This window comes from Mesorhizobium sp. CA12 (assembly GCF_020165255.1).
Classification (GTDB): Bacteria; Pseudomonadota; Alphaproteobacteria; order Rhizobiales; family Rhizobiaceae; genus Mesorhizobium.
In genome coordinates this window covers 161437-181995 of the sequence record NZ_JAIUHT010000004.1, presented here as the reverse complement: position 1 = coordinate 181995, position 20559 = coordinate 161437, and the positions used below count along the sequence as shown (strand labels likewise).

The window sequence follows — 20559 nt, the reverse complement described above, 5'->3', positions numbered from 1 at the left end:
CACCGGACCAATCCCCTCAATGCCCGACGGATCGCGACGGGCTCGCTGTCTTACCGCGCCTGCTCCCCTGCCGTGGCGGGACCGAAGATCGACGGCAGGCCGCGCGCCACGCCGGTGTCGACGGTGACGGTGGCGCTCATGCCGGTGCGCAACGCCATCTTGGCGTCGGGGTCGGTCAATTCCAGGCGCACGGGAATGCGCTGCGTGACCTTGACCCAGTTGCCGGTGGCGTTTTGCGCGGGCAGCAGCGAAAACTCCGCGCCCGTCCCGGCGCCGATGGCTTTCACGGTCGCCTCGAAGGTGCGGCCCGGATAGGTGTCGACGACGATCTCGGCCTTCTGGCCCGGCTTCATGTTGGTGAGCTGGGTCTCCTTGAAATTGGCGTCGATCCAGGTGTCGCCCGTCTCGACCAGAGCAAACAGCGGCGTGCCGACGCCGACATACTGGCCGACCTTGAACGACGCGGCCTGGTAGACGATGCCGTCCGCCGGCGCCTTGACTGTCGTCTGCGCCAGATCGTAGGCGGCCTTGTCGCGCGCGGCGAGCGCCGCCATCACGGTCGGATGCTTGTCGGTCTCGATATCCGGATTGCCACCGAGCGCTGCCTTGGCGCTGACGATGCCCTGCTGTGCGACGGCGAGCTGCTGCTTGGCCTTGTCGAGATCGTTGCGGGCCTCGTCGAGCGACGACTTGGCGTTGATGCCTTTCTGCGCGAGATCGGCGGCGCGGCCATATTGCGACTGCGCATAGTCGACCTCGCTGGAGGCGGACTTTTCCTGCGCCATCGCCTGGCTGTAAGCGGCGCGCAGCTGCTCGACATTGAGGCGCGCGGCGGCGACCGCCGCATCGGCCTGGGCGAGCGCAATCTTGTAAGGCTCGGGGTCGATGACGAAGAGAAGGTCGCCCTGCTTGACCAGCTGGTTGTCGGCTATGCCGACCTGGACGATACGGCCGGCCGTGTCGGAGGCGACCGAAATCCTGGCCTGCTGCAGGTTGGCGTTCTCGGTTTCCTGATAGCGGCCGCCCGTGATCCAGACATACGCGCCGCCGGCAAGCAGGGCCAGCGGCAGGGCGACCATCAACAGGAAGCGCCCGGGGCGGCGCTTCTTCTTCGGCGCCGGAGCGAGCCGCGGCTCGGCAGCCGCCGCAACCGGAGCGGCCGCCGGCTGGGCCGGCGCTTCAGCGACCGGCTGCGCCGGCGCATTAACGACCGGCTGGGCCGGCGCAAGCTTGGTGACATTGTCGTCTTCTATCTTGGCTGCCGCGTTCATGCTGCTGCCCCTTCCGTATTCTTCATCTTTTCCAGGGACGTCTCGGCGTCCGTCAAATTCTGCACGATGGCGTCCAGCACTCGGATCAGGACGCGGCGCTCTTCCGCCGACACGCCGGTCAGCGATTCCTCATAGACCTCGCCGGCAAGGCTCTTGACGTCGGCGTAGGCCGCGTTCGCCTTCTCGGTCGGGAAGATCATGCGCACGCGCCGGTCGGTCGCGTCCTGGCGGCGCTCGATCCAGCCGCCCTCCTCCATGCGGTCGACCAGGCGAGAAACGCTGATCGGCTCGATTTCGAGGAGCTCGGCAAGCCGCGCCTGCGCGACGCCCGCCTCCTTGGCAACGCGCACGAGCAGCCGCCATTGCGCCGAGGAAAGACCCAACCCGCTGGCGCGCGCCTCGAAACGCTTGCGCATCAAGCGCTGCACGTCGTGGATCAAAAATCCCAATCTGTCGATACCGTCGGAAACCATGAGCGGTATATATAATAAGCGTGCTTACTATTCAAGAGGCTGCGTTGTTCGAGAAGCCGGCAAATCGACGTTGCAGCAAGGCAAGCTCCCTTACGGTTAGCGATCGATGAACGTGCAGGGGTCGGTGCCGGTAGGCCCATCCCAAGGCCAGGAGATCATGGCCGGTTGCGCATCAGCATGGTGACGACGAAGAAGGCGCCGAGCGAGTTCGTGATGATGTCGATCGAAGGGCGCCATACATTTGGAGCGCCGACGTCAAGCCTGTCTCTCGGACAAACATCGGAAAATTTTCAGAAACCGTTCGGGATTTCCCAGGCCGGAAACCGCAAGAAGATCGGGCTGGTGAAAGACAGGCCCGCGAACGCCCGATCCCCTCTCCAGCCAACATATTTCCCGGGCCGCATCCTCCCAGCGCGGCCGCAACCCTGGGCATGGAGACAACATGATTGCCGCACTCTTCCACAATAGGCCGCTGAGGCGCCGCCTTGTCGCCGGATCGATCGCCGTTCTTGCCGGCGGCGCCGCAATGGCCTGGCACGGCGCAAGAAGCGAGGCCTCGAACGCCAAACCCGCGACGCCTGAGACGAAGCTCGTCAAGGCGATAGCGGTCGCCCCGATGCTCGGCGCGGACACCCGCACCGCCGTCGGCGAGATCCGTCCGAGGCTCGAAAGCGACCTCGGCTTTCGTTTATCCGGCAAGCTCATCGAACGCATCGCCGAGATCGGCGCGACGGTGAAGAAGGGCGACGTGCTCGCCCGCATCGACGATCAGGACTATCGCAACCGGCTCGCCAGCGCCGAGGCCGATGTCGCGGCGGCGCAGGCCGTACTTGTCGAGGCAAATGCCGCCGAGGCGCGCATCGGCGCGCTGCTCGCCAAGGGTTTTACGACGCGGGCCAATTATGACGCGACGCTGAAGAACCTGCGCTCGGCGCAAGCCAAGCTCAAATCGGCGACCATTGCCTCCGATATGGCCAAGGACCAGCTCGGCTATACCGAGCTGCATGCGGAATTCGACGGCATCGTCACCGCCGCCGGCGCCGAAGCCGGCCAGTCAGTCAATGTCGGACAGATGGTGGTGCGCGTCGCCGATCCGGACAGCCGCGACGCCGTGTTCTCGATCGCGGAAGCCGCCTTCGCCAACGCTCCCGACACCAAGCGGCCGCCGCAGGTGACCGTTTCTCTACTCAGCAATCCGGCGATCACGGCCGTCGGCACCATCCGCGAGATCGCGCCGATGGCCGATGCCGCGACCCGCACCTTCCAGGTGAAGGTCTCGATCGACAATGCACCCGACGAGATGCGTTTCGGCGCAAGCGTCGCCGGCCGCGCCGAGATGGGTGGTGGCGCGCCGGTCATGGTGCTGCCGGGCAGCGCGCTCTTCGACAAGGACGGCAAGCCGGCAGTCTGGGTTGTCACCTCTTCGTCCGCTGTCGAACTCAAGCCCATCACGGTCGCCCGCTACGAGACCGACCGCGTGGTGGTCAGCAACGGGCTCGCCAAGGGCGATATGGTCGTCACCGCCGGCGTGAACCGGCTGCGGGAGCACGAAAAAGTTCGTATCATCGAGGGAGAAGGAAAATGACCATGTCCAAGGCAAAGGTCCTCATCGCCGGTGCCGGCCCGACAGGGTTGACGCTCGCGCTGTGGCTGACAAGGCTCGGCGTGCCGGTGCGCATCTTCGACAAGGCCGCCGCTCCCGGCGAAACCTCGCGGGCGCTGGCCGTCCAGGCGCGCACGCTGGAGTTCCACCGCCAGATCGGCATCGTCGACGACGTGCTGGCGGCAGGCGTGAAGCTCGAGCGGCTTACCGTGCACACGCCGGCCGGCGTCGCCGCCAGGCTGCCGCTGTCGGATTTCGGCCGCGGCATCAGCCCTTACTCCTTCGCCTTCGCGCTGCCGCAGGACATCCACGAGCGCGTGCTGATCACGCATCTGGAGCGCGCCGGCGTCGAGATCGAGCGCAATACGGAGCTCGTCGCTTTCCAGGACAAGGGCGAGGCGGTCATCGCCACGCTGAGCAGGAATGGCCGGATCGAGACCGTCAGCACCGCCTATCTCGCAGGCTGCGACGGCGCCCGCAGCGCGGTGCGCCACGGGCTGAACATCGGCTTCCCCGGTGGCACCTACGAGCAGTCCTTCTACGTCGCAGACGTGAAAGGTAGCGGCGATATCACCCGCAACGGCATGGACACGACGATCAGCACCTACGGCTTCGCAATCGTCATGCCGGTGCGGCAGTCCGGTTCGGTCCGGCTGATTGGCATCGTGCCGAAGGCGCATGAAGCCGACGAAACGATCAGCTTCGAGACGATCCGCGCCGATGTCGAGCGCGACACCGGCGTCAAGGTCGACGAGGTCAACTGGTTCTCGACCTACCGCGTCCATCACCGGGTCGCCGAGCGCTTCCGCGTCGGCCGCGTCTTCCTCGCCGGCGATGCCGGCCACATCCACAGCCCGGCCGGCGGCCAGGGCATGAACACCGGCATGGGCGATGCGGTGAATCTCGCCTGGAAGCTCGCGGCGGTCGTACAGGGCCGGGCCGATGCGCGCCTGCTCAACAGCTACGAACCGGAACGCATTGCCTTCGCGCACAAGCTGATCGAGAGCACCGACACCGCTTTCCGTTTCATTACCAGCCGCTCGCGGCTCGTCGGCCTGTTCCGGCGCTACCTGATGCCGAAGATCCTGAACATCGCCCTGCACACCTCGATCGGCTCGCGCGCCTTCTTCGGCGTGATCTCGCAGGCGGCGATCCAGTATCGCGCCGGGCCGATCAGCTCGGGGGTGGCGGGCAAGGTCAGCGGCGGCGATCGCCTGCCCTATGTCGCTTGCAACATCATGGGCGCGGGCGGCGACAATTTCGAGCCGCTGCGGTCGCTCGACTGGCAGATCCATGTTTATGGCGAGGTCAATTGCGATTTCCGGGCGATGCTCGCGCCGACAGGAATTGCAGTGCATGCCTTCGCTTGGACCGACGCAGCCGGGAAAGCCGGGCTACAGCGCGACGCAGCCTATCTGGTGAGGCCGGACGGGCATGTCGCGCTCGCCTCGCCGGTTCAGGAAGCCGCCGTTTTCCAGCGCTATCTCGCCGGCCTCGCCATCCGACCGAGGACCGCCGAACGCGCGCCCTACCGTGTGCCGGGCACAATGCACAGCCTGGCCTGAATTGCGACGGCGCCCGCCGAGCGGCGGGCGCTGACTGAACCCAAACCGTCATTTGTTTTGGCCAGCCGGCAAGCGCCGGCGGAGCGCGCTTGCGCGCGCCCTGAAAAGGAACCGCATCATGACCAGCTTCAATCTTTCCGAATGGGCGCTGCGCCACCGCAGCTTCATCGTCTATCTGATGATCGCGGCCGCACTTGCCGGCCTCTACGGCTATGGCGGCCTCGGCCGCGAGGAGGACCCGCCCTTCACCATCAAAACCATGGTGGTGAAGACGATGTGGCCGGGCGCCGGCACCAGCGACACGGTGGAGCAGATCACCGACCGCATCGAGAAGAAGCTCGAGGAACTGCCGGACCTCGACTACGTCAAGAGCTACACGAAACCCGGCGAATCCGTCGTCTTCGTAAATCTCAAGGACACGGTGGCCGCCGACCAGGTGCAGCCGCTCTGGTACCAGGTGCGCAAGAAGCTCGACGACATCAAGCCGACGCTGCCGTCAGGCGTGCAGGGCCCGTTCTATAACGACGAGTTCGGCGACACGTATTCGCTGATCTATGCGCTCACCTCCGACAGCCTCAGCCATCGCGAGTTGAAGGATCTCGCCACCAGCCTGCGGGCCGGGCTGCTGACGGTGAAAGATGTCGCCAAGGTCGACCTCATCGGCCAGCAGGACGAGAAGATCTATCTCGAATTCTCGACGCAGAAGGTGGCGGCGCTCGGCCTCGATGTCGGCACGCTGTCGCAGGCGCTGCAGGCGCAGAACGCGCTGACCCCGAGCGGCACGGTCGATGCCGGCCCCGAGCGCATCGCCATCCGCGTCTCGGGCAGCTTCACCTCCGAGGAAAGCCTCAAGGCGATCAACTTCTATGCCAACGGCCATTACTTCCGGCTGGGCGACGTCGCCGAGGTCAAGCACGCCTATTCCGACCCGCCGCAGCCGATGTTCCGCTTCAACGGCAAGCCGGCGGTCGGCATCGCCATCTCGATGACTTCGGGCGGCGACGCGCTGGCCCTGGGCGAGACGGTCAAGGAGAAGATGCATGAAATGGAGGGCGAGCTGCCGCTCGACGCCGAACTCGGCCTGGTCGCCGACCAGTCGCATGTGGTGGAAGAATCCGTCGGCGAGTTCACCAAGAGCCTCGGCGAGGCGATCGCCATCGTGCTCGCCGTCTCGCTGCTGGCGCTCGGCTGGCGTCCCGGCGTCGTCGTGGCGGTCGCCATCCCGCTGGTTCTGGCGATCACCTTCGTCACCATGGAGTATTTCGGCATCTCGCTGCAGCGCATCTCGCTCGGCGCGCTGATCATCGCGCTCGGCCTGCTGGTCGACGATGCGATGATCGCGGTCGAGATGATGATCGCGCGTATGGAGGAAGGCTACGACAAGATCTCGGCCGCCACCTATGCCTACACCTCGACCGCCTTCCCGATGCTCACCGGCACGCTGGTGACGATCGCCGGCTTCGTGCCGGTCGGCTTCGCCAAGAGCGGCGCCGGCGAATACTGCTTCTCGCTGTTCGCTGTCGTGGCGATCGCGCTCGTTGTATCCTGGGTGGTTGCGGTGCTGTTCACACCGCTGACCGGAGTCTTCCTGCTGCCCGATCGCATAAAGGGTCATGGTGGCAGCAATCATCCCTCGCGCATCGCCCGCGGTTTCCAGGCGCTGCTCGAAATGGCGATGCGGGCGAAGTGGCTGGTGCTGTCGGCGACGGCCGGACTGTTCGCGCTCTCCGTCGTGGCGATGGGCTTCGTCGACCAGGAGTTCTTCCCGAAGTCCGACCGACCCGAGGTCATGCTCGACCTCACCTTGCCGCGCACTGCTTCGATCAAGTCGACGGATGCCGTGGTCGAGCGCGTCGAGAAGCTGCTCGCCGCCGATCCAGATATCGACCACTGGAGCTTCTATGTCGGCCAGGGCGCGGTGCGCTTCTACCTGCCGCTTGACGCGCAGCTCGCCAACGACTTCTTCGCCCAGGCCGTGGTCGTCACCAAGGGCCACGCCGTACGCCAGGCGGTCATCGACCGGCTGGAGAAAAAGCTGTCGACCGGCTTTGACGACGTTATGGCCCGCGTCACGCCGCTGGAGCTCGGTCCGCCGGTCGGCTGGCCGCTGAAGTTCCGCGTCAGCGGTCCGGACCCGGACATGACGCGCAGCCTCGCGCAGCAGTTCGCGCAGGTGCTGGGCAGCGATGCCGCCGTGCGCAACATCAACTACGACTGGAACGAGCCGGCCAAGGTGATCAAGGTCGATGTCGACCAGGATCGTGCGCGCGCGCTGGGCATCTCCTCGCAGCAGCTGTCGGAGACGATCAACGCAGTGCTGTCCGGCTCCAAAATCACGCAGATGCGCGACGACACCTATCTCGTCGACATTGTCGCACGTGCCGTGGACAGCGAACGCGCCAGCATCGACACGCTGCGCGGTCTGACGATCGGCGCTTCGGGCGGACGGCGGGTGCCGCTCGAACAGGCCGCGAAGCTCAGCTACCAGACCGAGCCGCCGCTGATCTGGCGCCGCGGCCGCCTGCCGACCGTGACCGTCCAGGCCGACGTCGCACCTGGCGAGAACGCCACCACCGTGTCGAAGCGGCTAGCGAGCCCCATTGCCACCTTCGAGGCGGAGCTGCCGGCGCGCTACAGCGTCGAGCAGGGCGGCGTGATCGAGGACAGCGCCAAGGCGCAGGCCAGCATCTTCGTGGTCTTCCCGCTGATGCTGTTCATCATGGCCACCGTGCTGATGATCCAGTTGATGAGCTTCCAGCGCCTGGTGCTGGTGCTGCTCACCGCTCCGCTGGCGATCATCGGCGTGGCCGGCGCACTGCTTCTGTCGGGAGCACCGATGGGCTTCGTCGCGATCCTCGGTGTGATGTCGCTGATCGGCATGGTGATCCGCAACTCGGTCATTCTGATCGCGCAGATCGACCAGCATATCGCCGCCGGCGAGGAACCCTGGGCGGCGGTGATCAGCGCCACCACGCATCGCTTGCGGCCGATCTTGCTCACGGCGGCGGCCGCCATCCTCGGCATGATCCCTATCGCGCCAACCGTGTTCTGGGGGCCGATGGCCTATGCCGTGATGGGCGGCCTTTTGGTCGCGACCGTGCTGACGCTGGTCTTTCTGCCGACGCTCTACGTCACCTGGTTCGGCATCAAGGCGCCGGTCGAGAGCGCTCCCGCGGCCGAGCCGACCACGGCCGCCGCCGAGCCCCAACCGCTGGCGGCCTGACCGGCGCTTCCTCCAACAGCCACGGCGGATGCCGCCGTGGCGACCCTTCATCCAACACGGAAAGGAACGATCATGACACCCTTCTTTGGCAATCTTCTGGTTCGCTTCAACGCCGGCTTCCTAATCCTCGCATCGGTCGGCGGGCTCGCCACCGACATCGCCGGCTCCTTCTTCGGCCGCGGCGCCGAGGCCGTGCTGCTCAACAACGCGCCCGGCACCGGCATCGGCTTTATCGAAGCGCATGGGCTCGCCTTGATCATCGGCGTGACGCTCTGGCGTATCGCCTACTCCCGCATCTGGCATGCCGTGATGGCTGCCGTGCATGTGCTGCTCGGAACGGCGAACCTTCTGTTCTGGCAGTTCTTCATCGCCGCCGACGTGCTCGTCGTCGGCTACCTCACAACCGCGGCGCACTGGCTGTTCGTGGTTGCTCACCTGGCGGCATTGGCGGGTTCGGCCCGGGTTTGCCGCTGCATCCTCCCACTAGACCTCACCAACATCTGGAGAAACCAACATGCCTATGAAATCCCTCAGGAAATGCCGTTCGGCGGCAGCGTTGCTCGCCCTCGCGATCACCGCCGTCGAGATCGTCGGCAGCGCCGTTCCGGCCCTGTCGCTGGTCAGTACTGCCGAGGCACGAATCGGCGCGCCCTGGACGCCGCGCAGCGCAGCGGGCGTTGCCCGCCGCACCACCACCTGGCGCGTGCTGCGGCATACGACAGCCTGGGTCGCGACGCTCCCCGCCGGCTGCGTCCGCACCAAGGTCAACGGTTTTGACGTCTGGCGCTGCGGCGGCACCTACTACCGCGCCTACCAGGGTCGCTACGTCGTGGTCGTGGCCGATTGATTGGTCCCGAGCACGACATAAAGCGCGTCGCGCGCTGAAACGGAGTCGGGCGACGCGCTTTAGGTCTTTGTTTCTGGTGCACGTTGTCTCGGAACCCTGCACGTCTGAGCGACATGCATTTAGCCGAGGGCAAGCCTAACGCCTTCGGCGAGATGCTCGGCATCCGCCTGGCTTTCGAACGGAACGCCGCGCAATGCATAGTCAAGCGGCGAGAACGGAACGCCCTCGTCGATCAGGGCGATCTGCCGACGCGCCTTCTCCATATCTCCCATCTGGGCATAGCAGGCCGCCAGCCGCGTGCGAATCCAAGGCGCCGGGCGCGTTGCCAATTCCAGCGCCTCTGCCGCCTGCCGGTACTCTCCCATCATATAAAGCGCCAGCGCGCGGTCGAACTGGTACCAGTGCGGATGCAAGGGATCGATGCGGATGCCGCGGGCCAGCCAGGTCAGCGCTTCTAGCGGCCGGCCGCGCATGGTGAGCTGCTCTATGCTGTCGGCGTCGTAGGGGTTGAGCTCAAGCGCGATGCGCATGTGATGCTCGGCCGCCTCGTGATCGCGCATATAGAGGCGGATCAGGGACTGCACGCGATGGCCGGTCGGCTGATCGGGCGACAAGGCCAGGCCCTTGTCGGCAAGGTCGCGCGCGTTCTCCAGCACGGCATCGTTGGCGCGCCCGAACTCCCCGTCCAGCGAGCGCGCCAAAGCGAGATAGGAGTAGGCAAGCCCGTAATTCGGGTCCTTGGCGATCGCCGCCTCGAACAAGGCCTCGGCGCCGCGCTGGTCGGTCTGAGCCGGATCGCGCAACAGCGCAAAACCGCGCAGCAGAAGCTCGTAGGCGGCGAGGCTGGTCACCGGCTTGCGTGAAGCTCGCTCCAGCCCGGCATTGGTGACCCGCGTCACCAGGCGGCTGACGATCTGCTCGACGATCTCGCGTTCGATGGCAAACAGCCCGGCGCCTTGGGACTGGTAGCGGTCGCCCCAGAGCTGTCTGGCGCTGGCGATGTCGACAAGGCTGACGGCCACCACGACATGCTCGCCCTGCCGACGCAGCGACCCCTCGACCAGATAGTCGGCGCCGATGCGGGCGCGGATCTGCGGCCACTCGGCGCGGCCGAAGGAGGTGAAAGAGAAGCTCGAATTGCGCGCCAGGACCGTGACCGTGCCAAACCGCGCTACGCCGTTGATCAGGTCCTCGGCAAAGCCGTCGACCATCGCCTCGTCGGCCGGATCGCCGCTATCGTTACGAAAGCGCACGACGGCCACGATCGGCTGCGAACTGATCTCGGGCGCGGCTTCGGCCTCGGCGGCAAGCATGTAGCCGCGCTTGGAGATGGTGCGCACCATATCCTCGCCCAGCACCTTGCGAATTTCGCGTACCGATTGCGTCAGCGAATCCTCGGTGACGTAGACGCCCGGCCAGACGACATCCATCAGTTCCGATTTCGGCACGACGCGGCCCATGTTGCGGGCAAGATGCGACAGCAGCGCATAGGCTTTCGGGCGCAGGAACAGCGGCTCGTTGACGCCGCGCAGCGTACCCATGGCAAGGTCGAGCGTGAACCCGCCAAACCGGAACACCTGATCGGCCGTCGCCGTCGTCATCGGGAACACCCCTTCCCGCCTATCGTGCACAATGTCAGCCCTTCCCGCTCGACCCGGCTCGCACATCACCATTATTGCCCAGAGCGCAATTTCGATCAAACTGGCCGGCGGCGTAGGGCTAATATCGTCCCGCCAAATGCGAGGAGCCATGAACCCGACCGAGAAGGCGCTATGGTTTGTCGAAAGCCACTTGCCCGACGCCATCAGCCTCGACGAGATAGCGGCAAGCAGCGGCGTGTCGCGCTTCCATGTGACGCGCGCCTTCGGCGCGGCCACGGGACGATCGGTGATGGGTTATATGCGAGCGCGTCGCTTGAGCGAAGCGGCGCGCAAGCTGGCCGGCGGCGCGCGCGACATTCTTTCGGTCGCGCTCGATGCCGGCTACGGCTCGCATGAGGCGTTCACGCGGGCCTTTCGCGATGAGTTCGGCACCACGCCGGAGCTGGTGCGCGCCCGAGGCTCGACCGAAAACCTCGACCTCGTGGAGCCCATTCTGATGGACAGTTCGCTTCTCACCACACTCGAGCCGCCGCGCTTCGAGACCAGCCGCCCCTTCCTCGTCGCCGGGCTCGGCGAGCGCTACAGCTGCGAGACCAGCGCCGGCATCCCGATGCAGTGGCAGCGCTTCGCCCCTTATATCGGCAACATTCCGGGCGAAGTGCCCGGCGTCTTCTATGGCGTGTGCACGAATGGCGACGATGCCGGCAATTTCGACTATGTCGTCGGCGTCGAGGTGACGGACTTCTCCGACCTGCCGAAAGATTTCCAACGCGTGCGGGTGCCGGCGCAGAAATATGCGGTGTTCTCGCATCGCGAGCACATCTCGACCATCCGCCGCACCGTCAACACCATCTGGAACAGCTGGCTGCCGGCCTCCGGCCACGAGATCGCCGATGCGCCCGAGTTCGAGCGCTACGGGCCCGAATTCGACGCGCGCACCGGCAATGGCGGGCTGGAGATCTGGGTGCCGGTCAAGGGGTGATGGTTTTCCCTTCTCCCCCTGTGGGAGAAGGTGGATCGGCGCGCAGCGCCGAGACGGATGAGGGGTGTTCCAGCGGAGTGAGACGTTGGCATTGCCTGGAGCACCCCGCGCCTTCGGCGACACCTTCTTCCACAAGGGGAGAAGGAAAAGCGCTAAAGCTCGAGATTCCACGTTTGCCCGACAAGATCCTTGCCAAAGGAATGATGGCGTTCTTCCTCGACCAGCTTGAAGCCCGCGGCCTGGTAGATGCGGCGGGCCGAGCCAAGGATGTCGTTGGTCCAGAGCGTCAGCGTCTTGTAGCCCTTGGCTCGAGCAAAGGTGATGCATTCGTCGACCAGCCGCCGACCGATGCCGAGGCCGCGCGCCGACGGTTCGACGTAGAGCAGCCTGAGCTTCGCGACCTTGGGTGACTTGCGCATGACGAAGACCGAGCCGACCACCTCGCCTTTGCGCTCGGCGATCCAGCTGCGCTCCCATTGCGGGACGAAGTTCTTGACGAACTCACCGAGGATCTCTGCGACCAGCGCCTCGTAAGTTTCGTCCCAGCCATAGTCCTGCGCGTAGATGAGGCCTTGACGGTGCGTGATCCAGCCGATGTCGCCGACCTGCAGCGGCCGCAGGATATAGGGAACCTTGGCTTCAGGTCTGTCGCCGAGCAGGTCCTGGACGGTGCGCATGGCGTTGACCAGCCGCTCCTGTTCGGCCGGCGCCAGGCGATCGAGCAGCGCGCGCACCTGGTCATGCGAATCCTGGTTGAGAGGCGCAAAGGCTTCCCTGCCGGCTGGCGTCAGCGCGATCGAGGCGCGGCGCGCGTCGGTCTCACTAGCTTCGCGTCCGACCAGGCCGCGCTCCTCGAATTTCTTCAACAGCCGGCTGACATAGCCGGGGTCGAGGCCGAGGTCGCGCACCAGGTCGCTTGCGACCAGCCCATCGCGATGGGCGAGCTCGTAAAGCACCCGCGCCTCGGTCAGCGAGAACGGACTTTTCAGGAGGCCCTCGTCGAGCAGGCCGAGCTGGCGGGTATAGAAGCGGTTGAAGGCGCGCACACTATTAATGCGCTCCTTGCCGGGATGGTCGTGGATGGTCATGGGAAGTCCTCCTGTCATGGACAGGATCAACCATTTAGTTGACTGAGTCAATGAAATGATCACCGCGCCTTCGTCATTCCAGGGCGGAGCAAGGAGCGAAGCGACGCGCGCAGACCCTGGAATCCATGCCGTTACCTACGATCGATACAACGATGCGGACCCTGACGCCAAAACGCTGGCATAGGATACCTTCTTCTGCGCCGTATTCGTTCTTCGGCAGGTGGAACGGAATGGATTCTAGGGTCTCCGCTCCGCTTCGCGTCGCTCCGCCCTAGAATGACGACGTCACGGTAGCCGGCGCTAGTCGCGAGCGTCTGAAGCGCCTCTCAACCCAACGGCAGCACTGGCCAAAACTCCACAATACGCCCGGCCGAGAACACAGCGATCGCCCCGAAATGTTGCAGCACCGCCTCGCTCTGCGTCGGCCGCAGGAAGGCATAGTCGCCGGGCTTCACATCTGCGCCCGCCGGCAGGCCCATGAATTGTTGGTTGGACGACAGGCCCATCAATCCGTTCGGTTTCATGCCTTCGGGAAACACCGGCTCGGCCATCCATTTGCCGCCATAGAGATAGCAGCCCTTGCGCGGGAAGAGGCCAAGCCCCTGCAGCGCCCTGGAAACCGCCGGCGGGCCGGGCAGCATCGGATCGAGCGCCTTGAGGATGGGCGTGGCGATAAAGGCCGCCGGCTGGAAGCCCTCCAAGCCAGGCGTGTCGAAATCCTTTGGCAGCACGAAGGCCGAGCCGATCGACACTTCGTTGGCGACGCCGCCGCCATGCAGCAGCGCGGTCTTGGAGCCGCCGATGTTGAGGATGCGGCGCTGGTCCGGATCGAGGACGGCGGCAAAATCGGCGGCTTTTGCAGAGGCCTGCTTCAGCGCCTTGGCCGCGCCCCCGAACAGGCCCGGTATCTCCGGCGCATGCGCCTCATAGGCCATGATGCCGTCGCAGAGCAGACCTTTTGGAATCGTGAGCGCGTTAATCTCGGCGGGATCACGAAAACCGCCGCGATGCAGGCCGACATCCACCTCGAAAGCGAAGCGCAATTCTGTGTCGAGCGCGGCAGCGAGCGCGCCATATTCCGCCAGCCGTTCCGGCGTGTCGATCAGCCAGCAGACGCGCGACCACCAGCCGGCGCCACCCCTGGTCAGCGCGGCCCTGGCGGCACCCACCGGCATCGGCTTGCCGTAGAGCAGATCGCCCTCGGAAAACGCGTCAAGCACGGCCTGCGTCACCGGCGGATGGAAGGTCATAAAGCGGTTGGTGCCAAGCGCCTTGGCGATATGCGAAAGCAACGGCACGCAAGGCAGCGACTTGTCGACCAGCCGCACGCCAAGGCCCGGCGCCAGCCTTTGCTTCACCAGCGCGACGTTGCCGTCCAGCCGGTCGGCATCGAGGACAAGGCAGGGTCGGAAAATCTCGGCGGCCATCAATGCATCGGCCAGGGCGGCGAAATAGGCGCTCATTGTTGGATGCCGAACAGGCCGGCCATGTAGGGCGAGACGAAACGGTTTTGCGGATCGATGTCGCGCCGCACCGCCATCGCATCGTCCCAGCGCGGATAAAGCTTCTTGAAGTCCGCCGCCTTCAGGCTGTGCATCTTGCCCCAATGCGGCCTGCCGCCATACTTGCGGAAGATCGGCTCGGCGGCGCGCATGAAAGGCAGCGGGTCGTCCGCCGCATCGTGGTGAATTGCGATCGAGCAGGTCAGCCTCTTGTAGAATGGCGAAAGCCAGAATTCGTCGGCCGCCACCGAGCGCACCTCGATCGGGAAATAGACTTCCGGGAAATGCTTTTCCGTAAGCGCAATGATCTCGGCCAACGCCTTGGGACCTTCCTCGTAAGGCAGGTGATACTCCATCTCGTTGAATTTGGTGCGACGCTCGCTGGCGTAGACGTTGAGCCAGTCCTGCACATAGTCTTCCGCCGGCACCTTCTTCACCGCCCCTCTGATCAGCGCGCGGCGCAACCGCGGCAGCCAGTGCAACGCGGTCCGAAGCTTGCGTAAAGTCGCCAGCCCTTCCTCGTCGTCCTCGGTCGGCCGCATAGTCGGTGCCGCGTCGCTGAGATCGCTGGCGATGAACTGGGCATACCCGGCAAATGGAATGTAGTAGAACTCGGCCGAGCGATGCGCGGCCATCATCGTCTCGAAATTTTTGAGCATGTCGCCGATCGGCAGCACCCATTTGCGGCGGCGCAGCCGGTAGGTGGCGATGTTGTTCATCGCCACTTCGGTCAGCACGCCGAAGGCGCCGAGCGCGACGCCCGTGGCGTGGATCATGTCCAGGTCGTCTGCTCGGCTGAACTCGCGCAGCTCGCCTTGCCCATCGATGAGCTGCAGCGCCTCGAGTTGCGTGTGATAGGCGCCGAGCGTCGGGCCCGACCCATGCGTTGCCGTGCCCAGCGCGCCGCCGATCGCCTGGCGGTCGATGTCACCCATGTTGGGCAGGCCTTGGCCGATGTCCTGCAGGATGTGCATCAAGGCGCCGAGCCGCGTGCCTGCCCTCACCCGCGCCCGGTTGTTCGCGGCATCGTGCGAGACCAGCCCCTCGATCTTCTCCAGCGAGACGATGGTGCCGTCGGACTGCACCAACGGCGTGAAGGAATGGCCAGCGCCAGCGACGCGCAGCGGACCGGGCGCCGAGCGCACCAGTTCGGCCAGCTCGCCGGCATCGGCGGGCGCCGCGATCAATTTCGGGGAAGCCGTGACGAAACCAGACCAGTTGCTCCAGGCGGTTGCCATCTTGACCCCTTTGCTCAGACCCGGCCGCGCCGCCGCGCGACGGGCACGAAAATGCCGAGCAAAAGCACGCTCGCCAAAGCGGCGGCGGCGGCGAATTCGGGCACCGGCCGGAAGTCCGCGCCGTCGATCAGCAGCGAAGCGGCGACCGGGCCGATGGCGAGGCCGAAGAGCTGGGCGGCCGGCACCAGCAGCACCGCGGTGCGCGTCTCCTCGGCGGTGATCGCCAGCCGGATCTGGTAAGGCACGATGAAGAGCAGGATGAAGCCCATCACCAGTGCCACGGCCCAGAACACCGAAAGACCCGGGCCGGACGCAAGCAGCAGCGAGCTGATCGCCGCGACGATCCCGATGACGGTGATGGCAAAACGATAGTCGATGCGCGCCTCGAAGCTTGTCGCGGTCATCGCGCCGAGCACCTGCGCGGCAAGGCTCGCCGAAACCATCAAGCCGACGGTGCGGCCATCGATGCCGAACTGTGCGCCGATGGGCTCGAGAAAAGCCCAGACGGCGCCGAAGAACATGAAATAGCAGAAGATCGACAGCAGCGCGGCGATCGCCGGCACGGTCGCCACGTTGGCGAACTGTTCTTGCTTGGGCAGGTCGGCATAGTCGTCGGGCACGGTCCATGCCACGACGAGCGAAAGCAGACAGACGATGCCGAGCGCGATGAAGCCGCCGGCCGAGCCCGCTCTCGGCACGGCAAAGAGCGCGAGGATCAGCGCCAGCGCGCACTGCGCCAAGGTCTGCAGCGTGACGAAATAGCCGCCGATGCGCTCGGCCCGGCGCGAGCGGGCGATCAGCTCGGTTGCGACAGCGACAAGCCCGCCCTCCGCCAGGCCAGCCAGCGTGCGCGCGCCAATCAGCGCATTGGGGCTGCCGGCATAAGCGGTCCAGACATTGGCGAGCGCGAGCAGGACAAGCAGCACCGTGCTTTTCCAGCGCATGTTGCGCGCCGGCAAGAGCATCGCCACCACGCCCGAGCCGATAGCGATCGCGATCATCTCGGCGGTGGCGACCAGCGCCAGCTCGTCGCCGGTGACATGGCCTTCGCTGTAGAGCGCACCGAGCAGCACCGGCTGCAGTCCGAGGATGAGGAGGCCGACCGAGCCGATCCACAGCGCCGAGGCCAGCTGCAGGCCCGTCGGATTGCCGACAAGCCAATCGCCATCTTCCGCTTGCGCGGCTTGCGATGCAGTCACGAGGCGCTCTCCCTTGCAGCTCGCTCGAAAAACTGACAGGTTGTCAGCATTTGGCGGAACTGATACTTGATCATGTTTCTTGTCAACCGCGAATTCGCGGCTTTCACGAGATTTGGCGCATGACGCAGACAAGGCGAACAGCGACGGAACCGCGGCGCAGGCCGAAGCAGGAGCGCAGCCGTGAGCGCATCGACGCGATCCTCGCCACGACCATGCGACTGATCGGCGAGAAGGGCATCGACGCGGTGACGATGAAGGAAGTCGGCGCGCTGGCCGGCGGGCCGATCGCTACCGTCTATCATTACTTCCCCAGCAAGTCGGCGATCCTGGCGATGCTCTATGAGCGGTTCTCCGAGGAAAGCCGCGCACGCTTCGGCGCGATCATCGCCAGGATAGCCCGGCTGGACGACGTGACCGCCGCGGCCGACCAGCTGCTCGACGATTATCATGCCCGTGTCGCCGCGGACCCAGCCATCCAGGACCTGCAGAACGCCATCCAGGCCGACAAGGCGCTGCAGCATCTCGACATCGCCGAGACGAGGCAACAGGCGAAGATGTTCTGCGATAAGGTCGGGCCGATGCTCCAAGCGGAGCAGCGCGAGGCGTTCGGACGTGTCGTGTTCCTGATCTTCCAGCTCGCCGGCAGCGTCGTGCGGCTGGCGCTGACACAGGACGAAGCGGAGGGACGGAGGACGATCGAGGATTATCGGTCGATCATCCATACGCAGTTGAAGCTGTTTTTGTAGCCGACGCCATACTCGGGGCCGCGCCTGGCTGCCTCAGCCCGCTTCCAGCTTCGGCCCCAGAATCTCCACCAGCCAATCCACAAACACTCTCACCCTTGGCGAAAGCTGGCGGCTCGGCGGATAAAGCACCGAGATCGGCGTCGGCGTCGGCGGATTGTCCGGCAGCACCTCGACCAGCCGGCCCGCTTCGATGTCGGCGGCGAAGCGGCGGCGCGGCGCCTGGTAGAGGCCGAAACCCTGGCGCACGAGCGTGGCGGCGGTGTCGGAATTGGAGACGGTGACGCGCGACGGCAGCACGATCTCGCGGATCTTTCCATCGACGGTGAACTCCAGCGGCATCACCTGGCCGGTGCGGGACGAGACGAAGCCGATCATGACGTGCCCGGCAAGCTCGTCCAGAGTGCGCGGCAGGCCGTAGCGCTCGACATAGGCGACGCTGGCAACCGTCGCCTCGCGCGCCATGCCGATGCGGCGCGCGATCATGTCGCTGTCGGGCAGCGTGCCGGCGCGGACCACGCAATCGACGCCTTCGCGCACCAGGTCGACGAAGCGGTCGCCCTCGCCGATATGCACGCTGAGCCCGGGATAGCGGGCGAGCAGCGCCGGCAGTTCCGGAATGACGAAGGTGCGGGCCATGTTGCCGTTGATGTCGATGCTCAGACGTCCGCGCACCTCATGCGCGCCGAAGCTGCCCTCGGCATCCTCGATGTCGGCGAGGATGCCGATGCAGCGCTGGTAATAGGCCTCGCCGTCCAGCGTCGTGGTGACGTGGCGCGTTGTGCGTCTCAGCAATTGTACGCCGAGCCGCTCCTCGAGCTGCTTGATCGCGGCGGTGGCGCTGGAGCGCGGCAGGCCGAGATCGGCGGCGGCCGCGGTGAAGCTGCGCCGTTCCACAACGCGAGTGAAGAGCCGCATGCTGTCGAACCGGTCCATCGCCGATTGTTCGCACAGACTGAATAGTGTTGGCAATCCATGGCCGATTATATCGATCAGGCAGGCGAGTATATGCATCTCCATCCAAAAGAAGGAGATTCGCCATGACCACTCGTCCCATTGCTCTCATCACCGGCGGCAGCCGCGGCCTCGGCCGCAACACCGCGATCCACCTTGCCCGGAGGGGCGTCGACGTCATCGTCACCTATCGCTCGCGCGCCGACGAGGCGAAGAGCGCAATCGCCGAGATCGAGGCTGCCGGCGGTCGAGCAGCGGCGCTTGAGCTCGACGCCGGCGCCGTCGCCAGCTTCCCGGCTTTCGTTGCGGCGTTGAAGAAGACCCTCAAGGACACCTGGCAGCGCGACCGCTTCGACTATCTCGTCAACAATGCCGGCACCGGCCTGCGCAAGATGATCGCCGAAACGACGGAAGAGGAATTCGACACGCTGATGAACACCCATCTGAAGGGCGTGTTCTTCCTCACCCAGGCGCTGCTGCCGCTGATCAATGATGGCGGACGCATCATCAACATCTCGAGCGGGCTCGCCCGCTTTGCTGCTCCCGGATCGTCGGCCTATGCGATGATGAAGGGCGGCATCGAGGTGTTCACGCGCTACCTCGCCAAGGAGCTCGGCCAGCGCGGCATCACCGCCAACACCGTGGCGCCCGGCGCGATCGCCACGGACTTCAATGGCGGCCATGTGCGCGACAATGCCGAGATCAACCGCATGGTGGCCGGCGTCACCGCGCTCGGCCGCGTCGGCGTCCCCGACGATATCGGGCCGATGATCGCCTCGCTGCTCTCCGACGACAATCGCTGGGTCAACGCCCAGCGCATCGAGGTGTCTGGGGGCATGAATATCTAGACGATCGGTCACTTGACCTGGCGGATCAGTCCTTCGAAGCCGTCGGCAAGATTGGCATTGCCGGCGGCGATGAAGCTCGACAGGTTCCTGGCACGCCCAGGGGTCTTGTTGGCATCGAGCAGCACCGCCCTGCCCTCATGCATGACGAAGTCGAACTTGCCGTAATCGAAGCCGAGCTGGCGCCGCAGCGCGCGCAGCTCGTCCGGCACGGGCACCGCCTCGCGGCGGATGGTGTCGTCGCCCTTGACCAGGCTCTGCGGCGAGACATGACGGGTGCAGCGCTCGCGCTCGCCGCAGAACAGCCAGAAGCGGGCGCCAAAACCGTCCGGCTCCGGCTCGGGAATGAATTTCTCGACGACCAGATCCCGGCGTTCGAAGACCGCGGCCGGAACATCGGCGAGCGAGGCATGGATCTCGTATTTTTCGAAGGCTTGGACGCCGGGAAACGGCTCCGGCCTGCCGGCTCGCCGCGCGCGCCGGTTCAGCTGCTGTTCCGGCGTTCCCCGATGGTTGAGGCTGCTCTTGACGATGACCTGTCCCTGCCAGTCGTCGCCTTGGCCAATCACGGCGCCGCTGACGCGGCGTTTCGAGATGTCGGCGGCCCCAAGATTGAGGCAGAAGGGAAAGCGGCGCGCATAGTCGACATAATCGCGCGGCGTCACGGTCGCGTCGAGATGCAGCACCGCGATGTCGGCGGCCGGCTTCGCCGAGGTGCCGCGCAGGACCCGCACCGAATGGCCGCGGCGCTTCAGCTCCTCCAGCAGGTCGAAGAGCATATACGGGTGTCACGGCGCAGCAGCAGCCCGCGCCGGGTGTGGAAGCGGTCTTGTTCATGCGTGATGACGGCGATGCGTGCCATGCGCCCCACTTGGCTTATCATGCGCCTTCGATTATGCGACGAACACAATGCCCTAACCGATACAGGGTTTGCATGACCGAGCACTGGAATGCAATTCGCAAGCACTGGCAGTTGCTCGGCTCGCCGCTGCGGCCGCCGGCTCAGGTGGTCGAGGCCTACGAACGTGAGCTCGAGCTTTCGCAATCGCACGTCGTCATGCTCGGCGTGACGCCAGAGCTCGCCGGGCTCGGCGCCACGATGACGGCGGTCGACGAGTCTCCCGACATGATTGCCGGCATCTGGCCGGGCGACACCGATATGCGCAAGGCGGTGCAGGGCGACTGGTTCGACTTGCCGTTTCCCGGCGCGAGCATCGAAGCGCTGATCGGCGATGGATGTCTCTCCGTCATCGGCGCCGCTGACTCAGACGCACGCTGTTCGCGTCGATTGCGCGTTCACTCAAATCCGTCGGCCGTGCCGCCATCAGGCTTTATGCTTCCCCCGGAACTCCAGACGACCCGAAGGATGTCCGCGCCCTGGCGCTGAGCGGCGGCGTCTCGACCTTCCATGAACTCAAATGGCGC

Annotated in this window: 17 protein-coding genes; 8 read left to right on the top strand and 9 right to left on the bottom strand. The window is 65.5% G+C overall.

The features are described 5' to 3' along the window. Positions 1-50: 50 nt before the first annotated feature. A complete protein-coding gene (locus LB520_RS09785; protein WP_224637346.1) occupies positions 51-1271 on the bottom strand; it encodes an HlyD family secretion protein in 1221 nt (406 codons plus the stop codon). Beyond that, positions 1268-1744, bottom strand: coding sequence for a MarR family winged helix-turn-helix transcriptional regulator (locus LB520_RS09780; protein WP_095767923.1), 477 nt, complete (start codon positions 1742-1744; stop codon positions 1268-1270). The genes LB520_RS09785 and LB520_RS09780 overlap by 4 nt, the downstream gene beginning before the upstream one ends. A 442-nt stretch (positions 1745-2186) precedes the next feature. On the opposite strand from LB520_RS09780, the gene LB520_RS09775 reads away from it, so the two are divergent. From LB520_RS09775 to LB520_RS09760, 4 genes are all read left to right on the top strand, one after another. Next, the gene (locus tag LB520_RS09775; protein WP_140840829.1) at positions 2187-3329 is read left to right on the top strand and encodes an efflux RND transporter periplasmic adaptor subunit; all 1143 of its coding nucleotides are present in this window, start codon (positions 2187-2189) and stop codon (positions 3327-3329) included. Further along, positions 3326-4912 (top strand): FAD-dependent monooxygenase, encoded by a 1587-nt coding sequence (locus LB520_RS09770; RefSeq protein WP_411969869.1) that lies wholly within the window; start codon positions 3326-3328, stop codon positions 4910-4912. The genes LB520_RS09775 and LB520_RS09770 overlap by 4 nt, the downstream gene beginning before the upstream one ends. Positions 4913-5030: 118 nt before the next feature. After that, positions 5031-8135, top strand: coding sequence for an efflux RND transporter permease subunit (locus LB520_RS09765; RefSeq protein ID WP_263483665.1), 3105 nt, complete (start codon positions 5031-5033; stop codon positions 8133-8135). Positions 8136-8207: 72 nt separating this feature from the next. Continuing rightward, positions 8208-8912 (top strand): hypothetical protein, encoded by a 705-nt coding sequence (locus LB520_RS09760; protein ID WP_224637344.1) that lies wholly within the window; start codon positions 8208-8210, stop codon positions 8910-8912. Positions 8913-9101: 189 nt separating this feature from the next. Here LB520_RS09760 and LB520_RS09755 read toward each other — a convergent pair whose 3' ends face one another. Further along, positions 9102-10583 carry a winged helix-turn-helix domain-containing tetratricopeptide repeat protein gene (locus tag LB520_RS09755; RefSeq protein ID WP_224637343.1) on the bottom strand — a complete coding sequence of 494 codons (1482 nt, stop codon included), beginning with the start codon at positions 10581-10583 and terminating at the stop codon, positions 9102-9104. A gap of 148 nt (positions 10584-10731) precedes the next feature. Between LB520_RS09755 and LB520_RS09750 the strand changes: the two genes are divergently transcribed. Next, on the top strand, positions 10732-11565 hold the full coding sequence (locus LB520_RS09750; RefSeq protein WP_224637342.1) for an AraC family transcriptional regulator: 834 nt from the start codon (positions 10732-10734) through the stop codon (positions 11563-11565). A gap of 152 nt (positions 11566-11717) precedes the next feature. On the opposite strand, the gene LB520_RS09745 is transcribed toward LB520_RS09750, so the two are convergent. From LB520_RS09745 to LB520_RS09730, 4 genes are all read right to left on the bottom strand, one after another. Continuing rightward, positions 11718-12653, bottom strand: a complete 936-nt coding sequence (locus tag LB520_RS09745) for a helix-turn-helix domain-containing GNAT family N-acetyltransferase (protein WP_224637341.1) — start codon at positions 12651-12653, stop codon at positions 11718-11720. Positions 12654-12979: 326 nt separating this feature from the next. After that, a complete protein-coding gene (locus tag LB520_RS09740; protein WP_224637340.1) occupies positions 12980-14116 on the bottom strand; it encodes an alanine racemase in 1137 nt (378 codons plus the stop codon). Then, on the bottom strand, positions 14113-15393 hold the full coding sequence (locus tag LB520_RS09735) for a D-arabinono-1,4-lactone oxidase (RefSeq protein ID WP_224637339.1): 1281 nt from the start codon (positions 15391-15393) through the stop codon (positions 14113-14115). The genes LB520_RS09740 and LB520_RS09735 overlap by 4 nt, the downstream gene beginning before the upstream one ends. Positions 15394-15407: 14 nt before the next feature. Beyond that, entirely contained in the window at positions 15408-16592 is a 1185-nt protein-coding gene (locus tag LB520_RS09730; RefSeq protein ID WP_224637338.1) for an MFS transporter, read from the bottom strand. Between the two features lie 119 nt (positions 16593-16711). Between LB520_RS09730 and LB520_RS09725 the strand changes: the two genes are divergently transcribed. Continuing rightward, entirely contained in the window at positions 16712-17338 is a 627-nt protein-coding gene (locus LB520_RS09725) for a TetR/AcrR family transcriptional regulator (RefSeq protein WP_224610639.1), read from the top strand. Positions 17339-17371: 33 nt separating this feature from the next. On the opposite strand, the gene LB520_RS09720 is transcribed toward LB520_RS09725, so the two are convergent. Next, complete coding sequence (locus LB520_RS09720; protein ID WP_095768457.1) at positions 17372-18271, bottom strand: LysR family transcriptional regulator; 900 nt, start codon at positions 18269-18271, stop codon at positions 17372-17374. Positions 18272-18375: 104 nt separating this feature from the next. Here LB520_RS09720 and LB520_RS09715 point away from each other — a divergent pair, with 104 nt between their 5' ends. After that, entirely contained in the window at positions 18376-19137 is a 762-nt protein-coding gene (locus tag LB520_RS09715) for an SDR family NAD(P)-dependent oxidoreductase (protein WP_140840809.1), read from the top strand. 8 nt (positions 19138-19145) lie between these two features. Here LB520_RS09715 and LB520_RS09710 read toward each other — a convergent pair whose 3' ends face one another. Beyond that, positions 19146-19913 carry a hypothetical protein gene (locus LB520_RS09710; protein ID WP_224637337.1) on the bottom strand — a complete coding sequence of 256 codons (768 nt, stop codon included), beginning with the start codon at positions 19911-19913 and terminating at the stop codon, positions 19146-19148. 155 nt (positions 19914-20068) lie between these two features. Here LB520_RS09710 and LB520_RS09705 point away from each other — a divergent pair, with 155 nt between their 5' ends. Next, positions 20069-20521 carry a class I SAM-dependent methyltransferase gene (locus tag LB520_RS09705; protein ID WP_224637336.1) on the top strand — a complete coding sequence of 151 codons (453 nt, stop codon included), beginning with the start codon at positions 20069-20071 and terminating at the stop codon, positions 20519-20521. Positions 20522-20559: the final 38 nt, after the last annotated feature.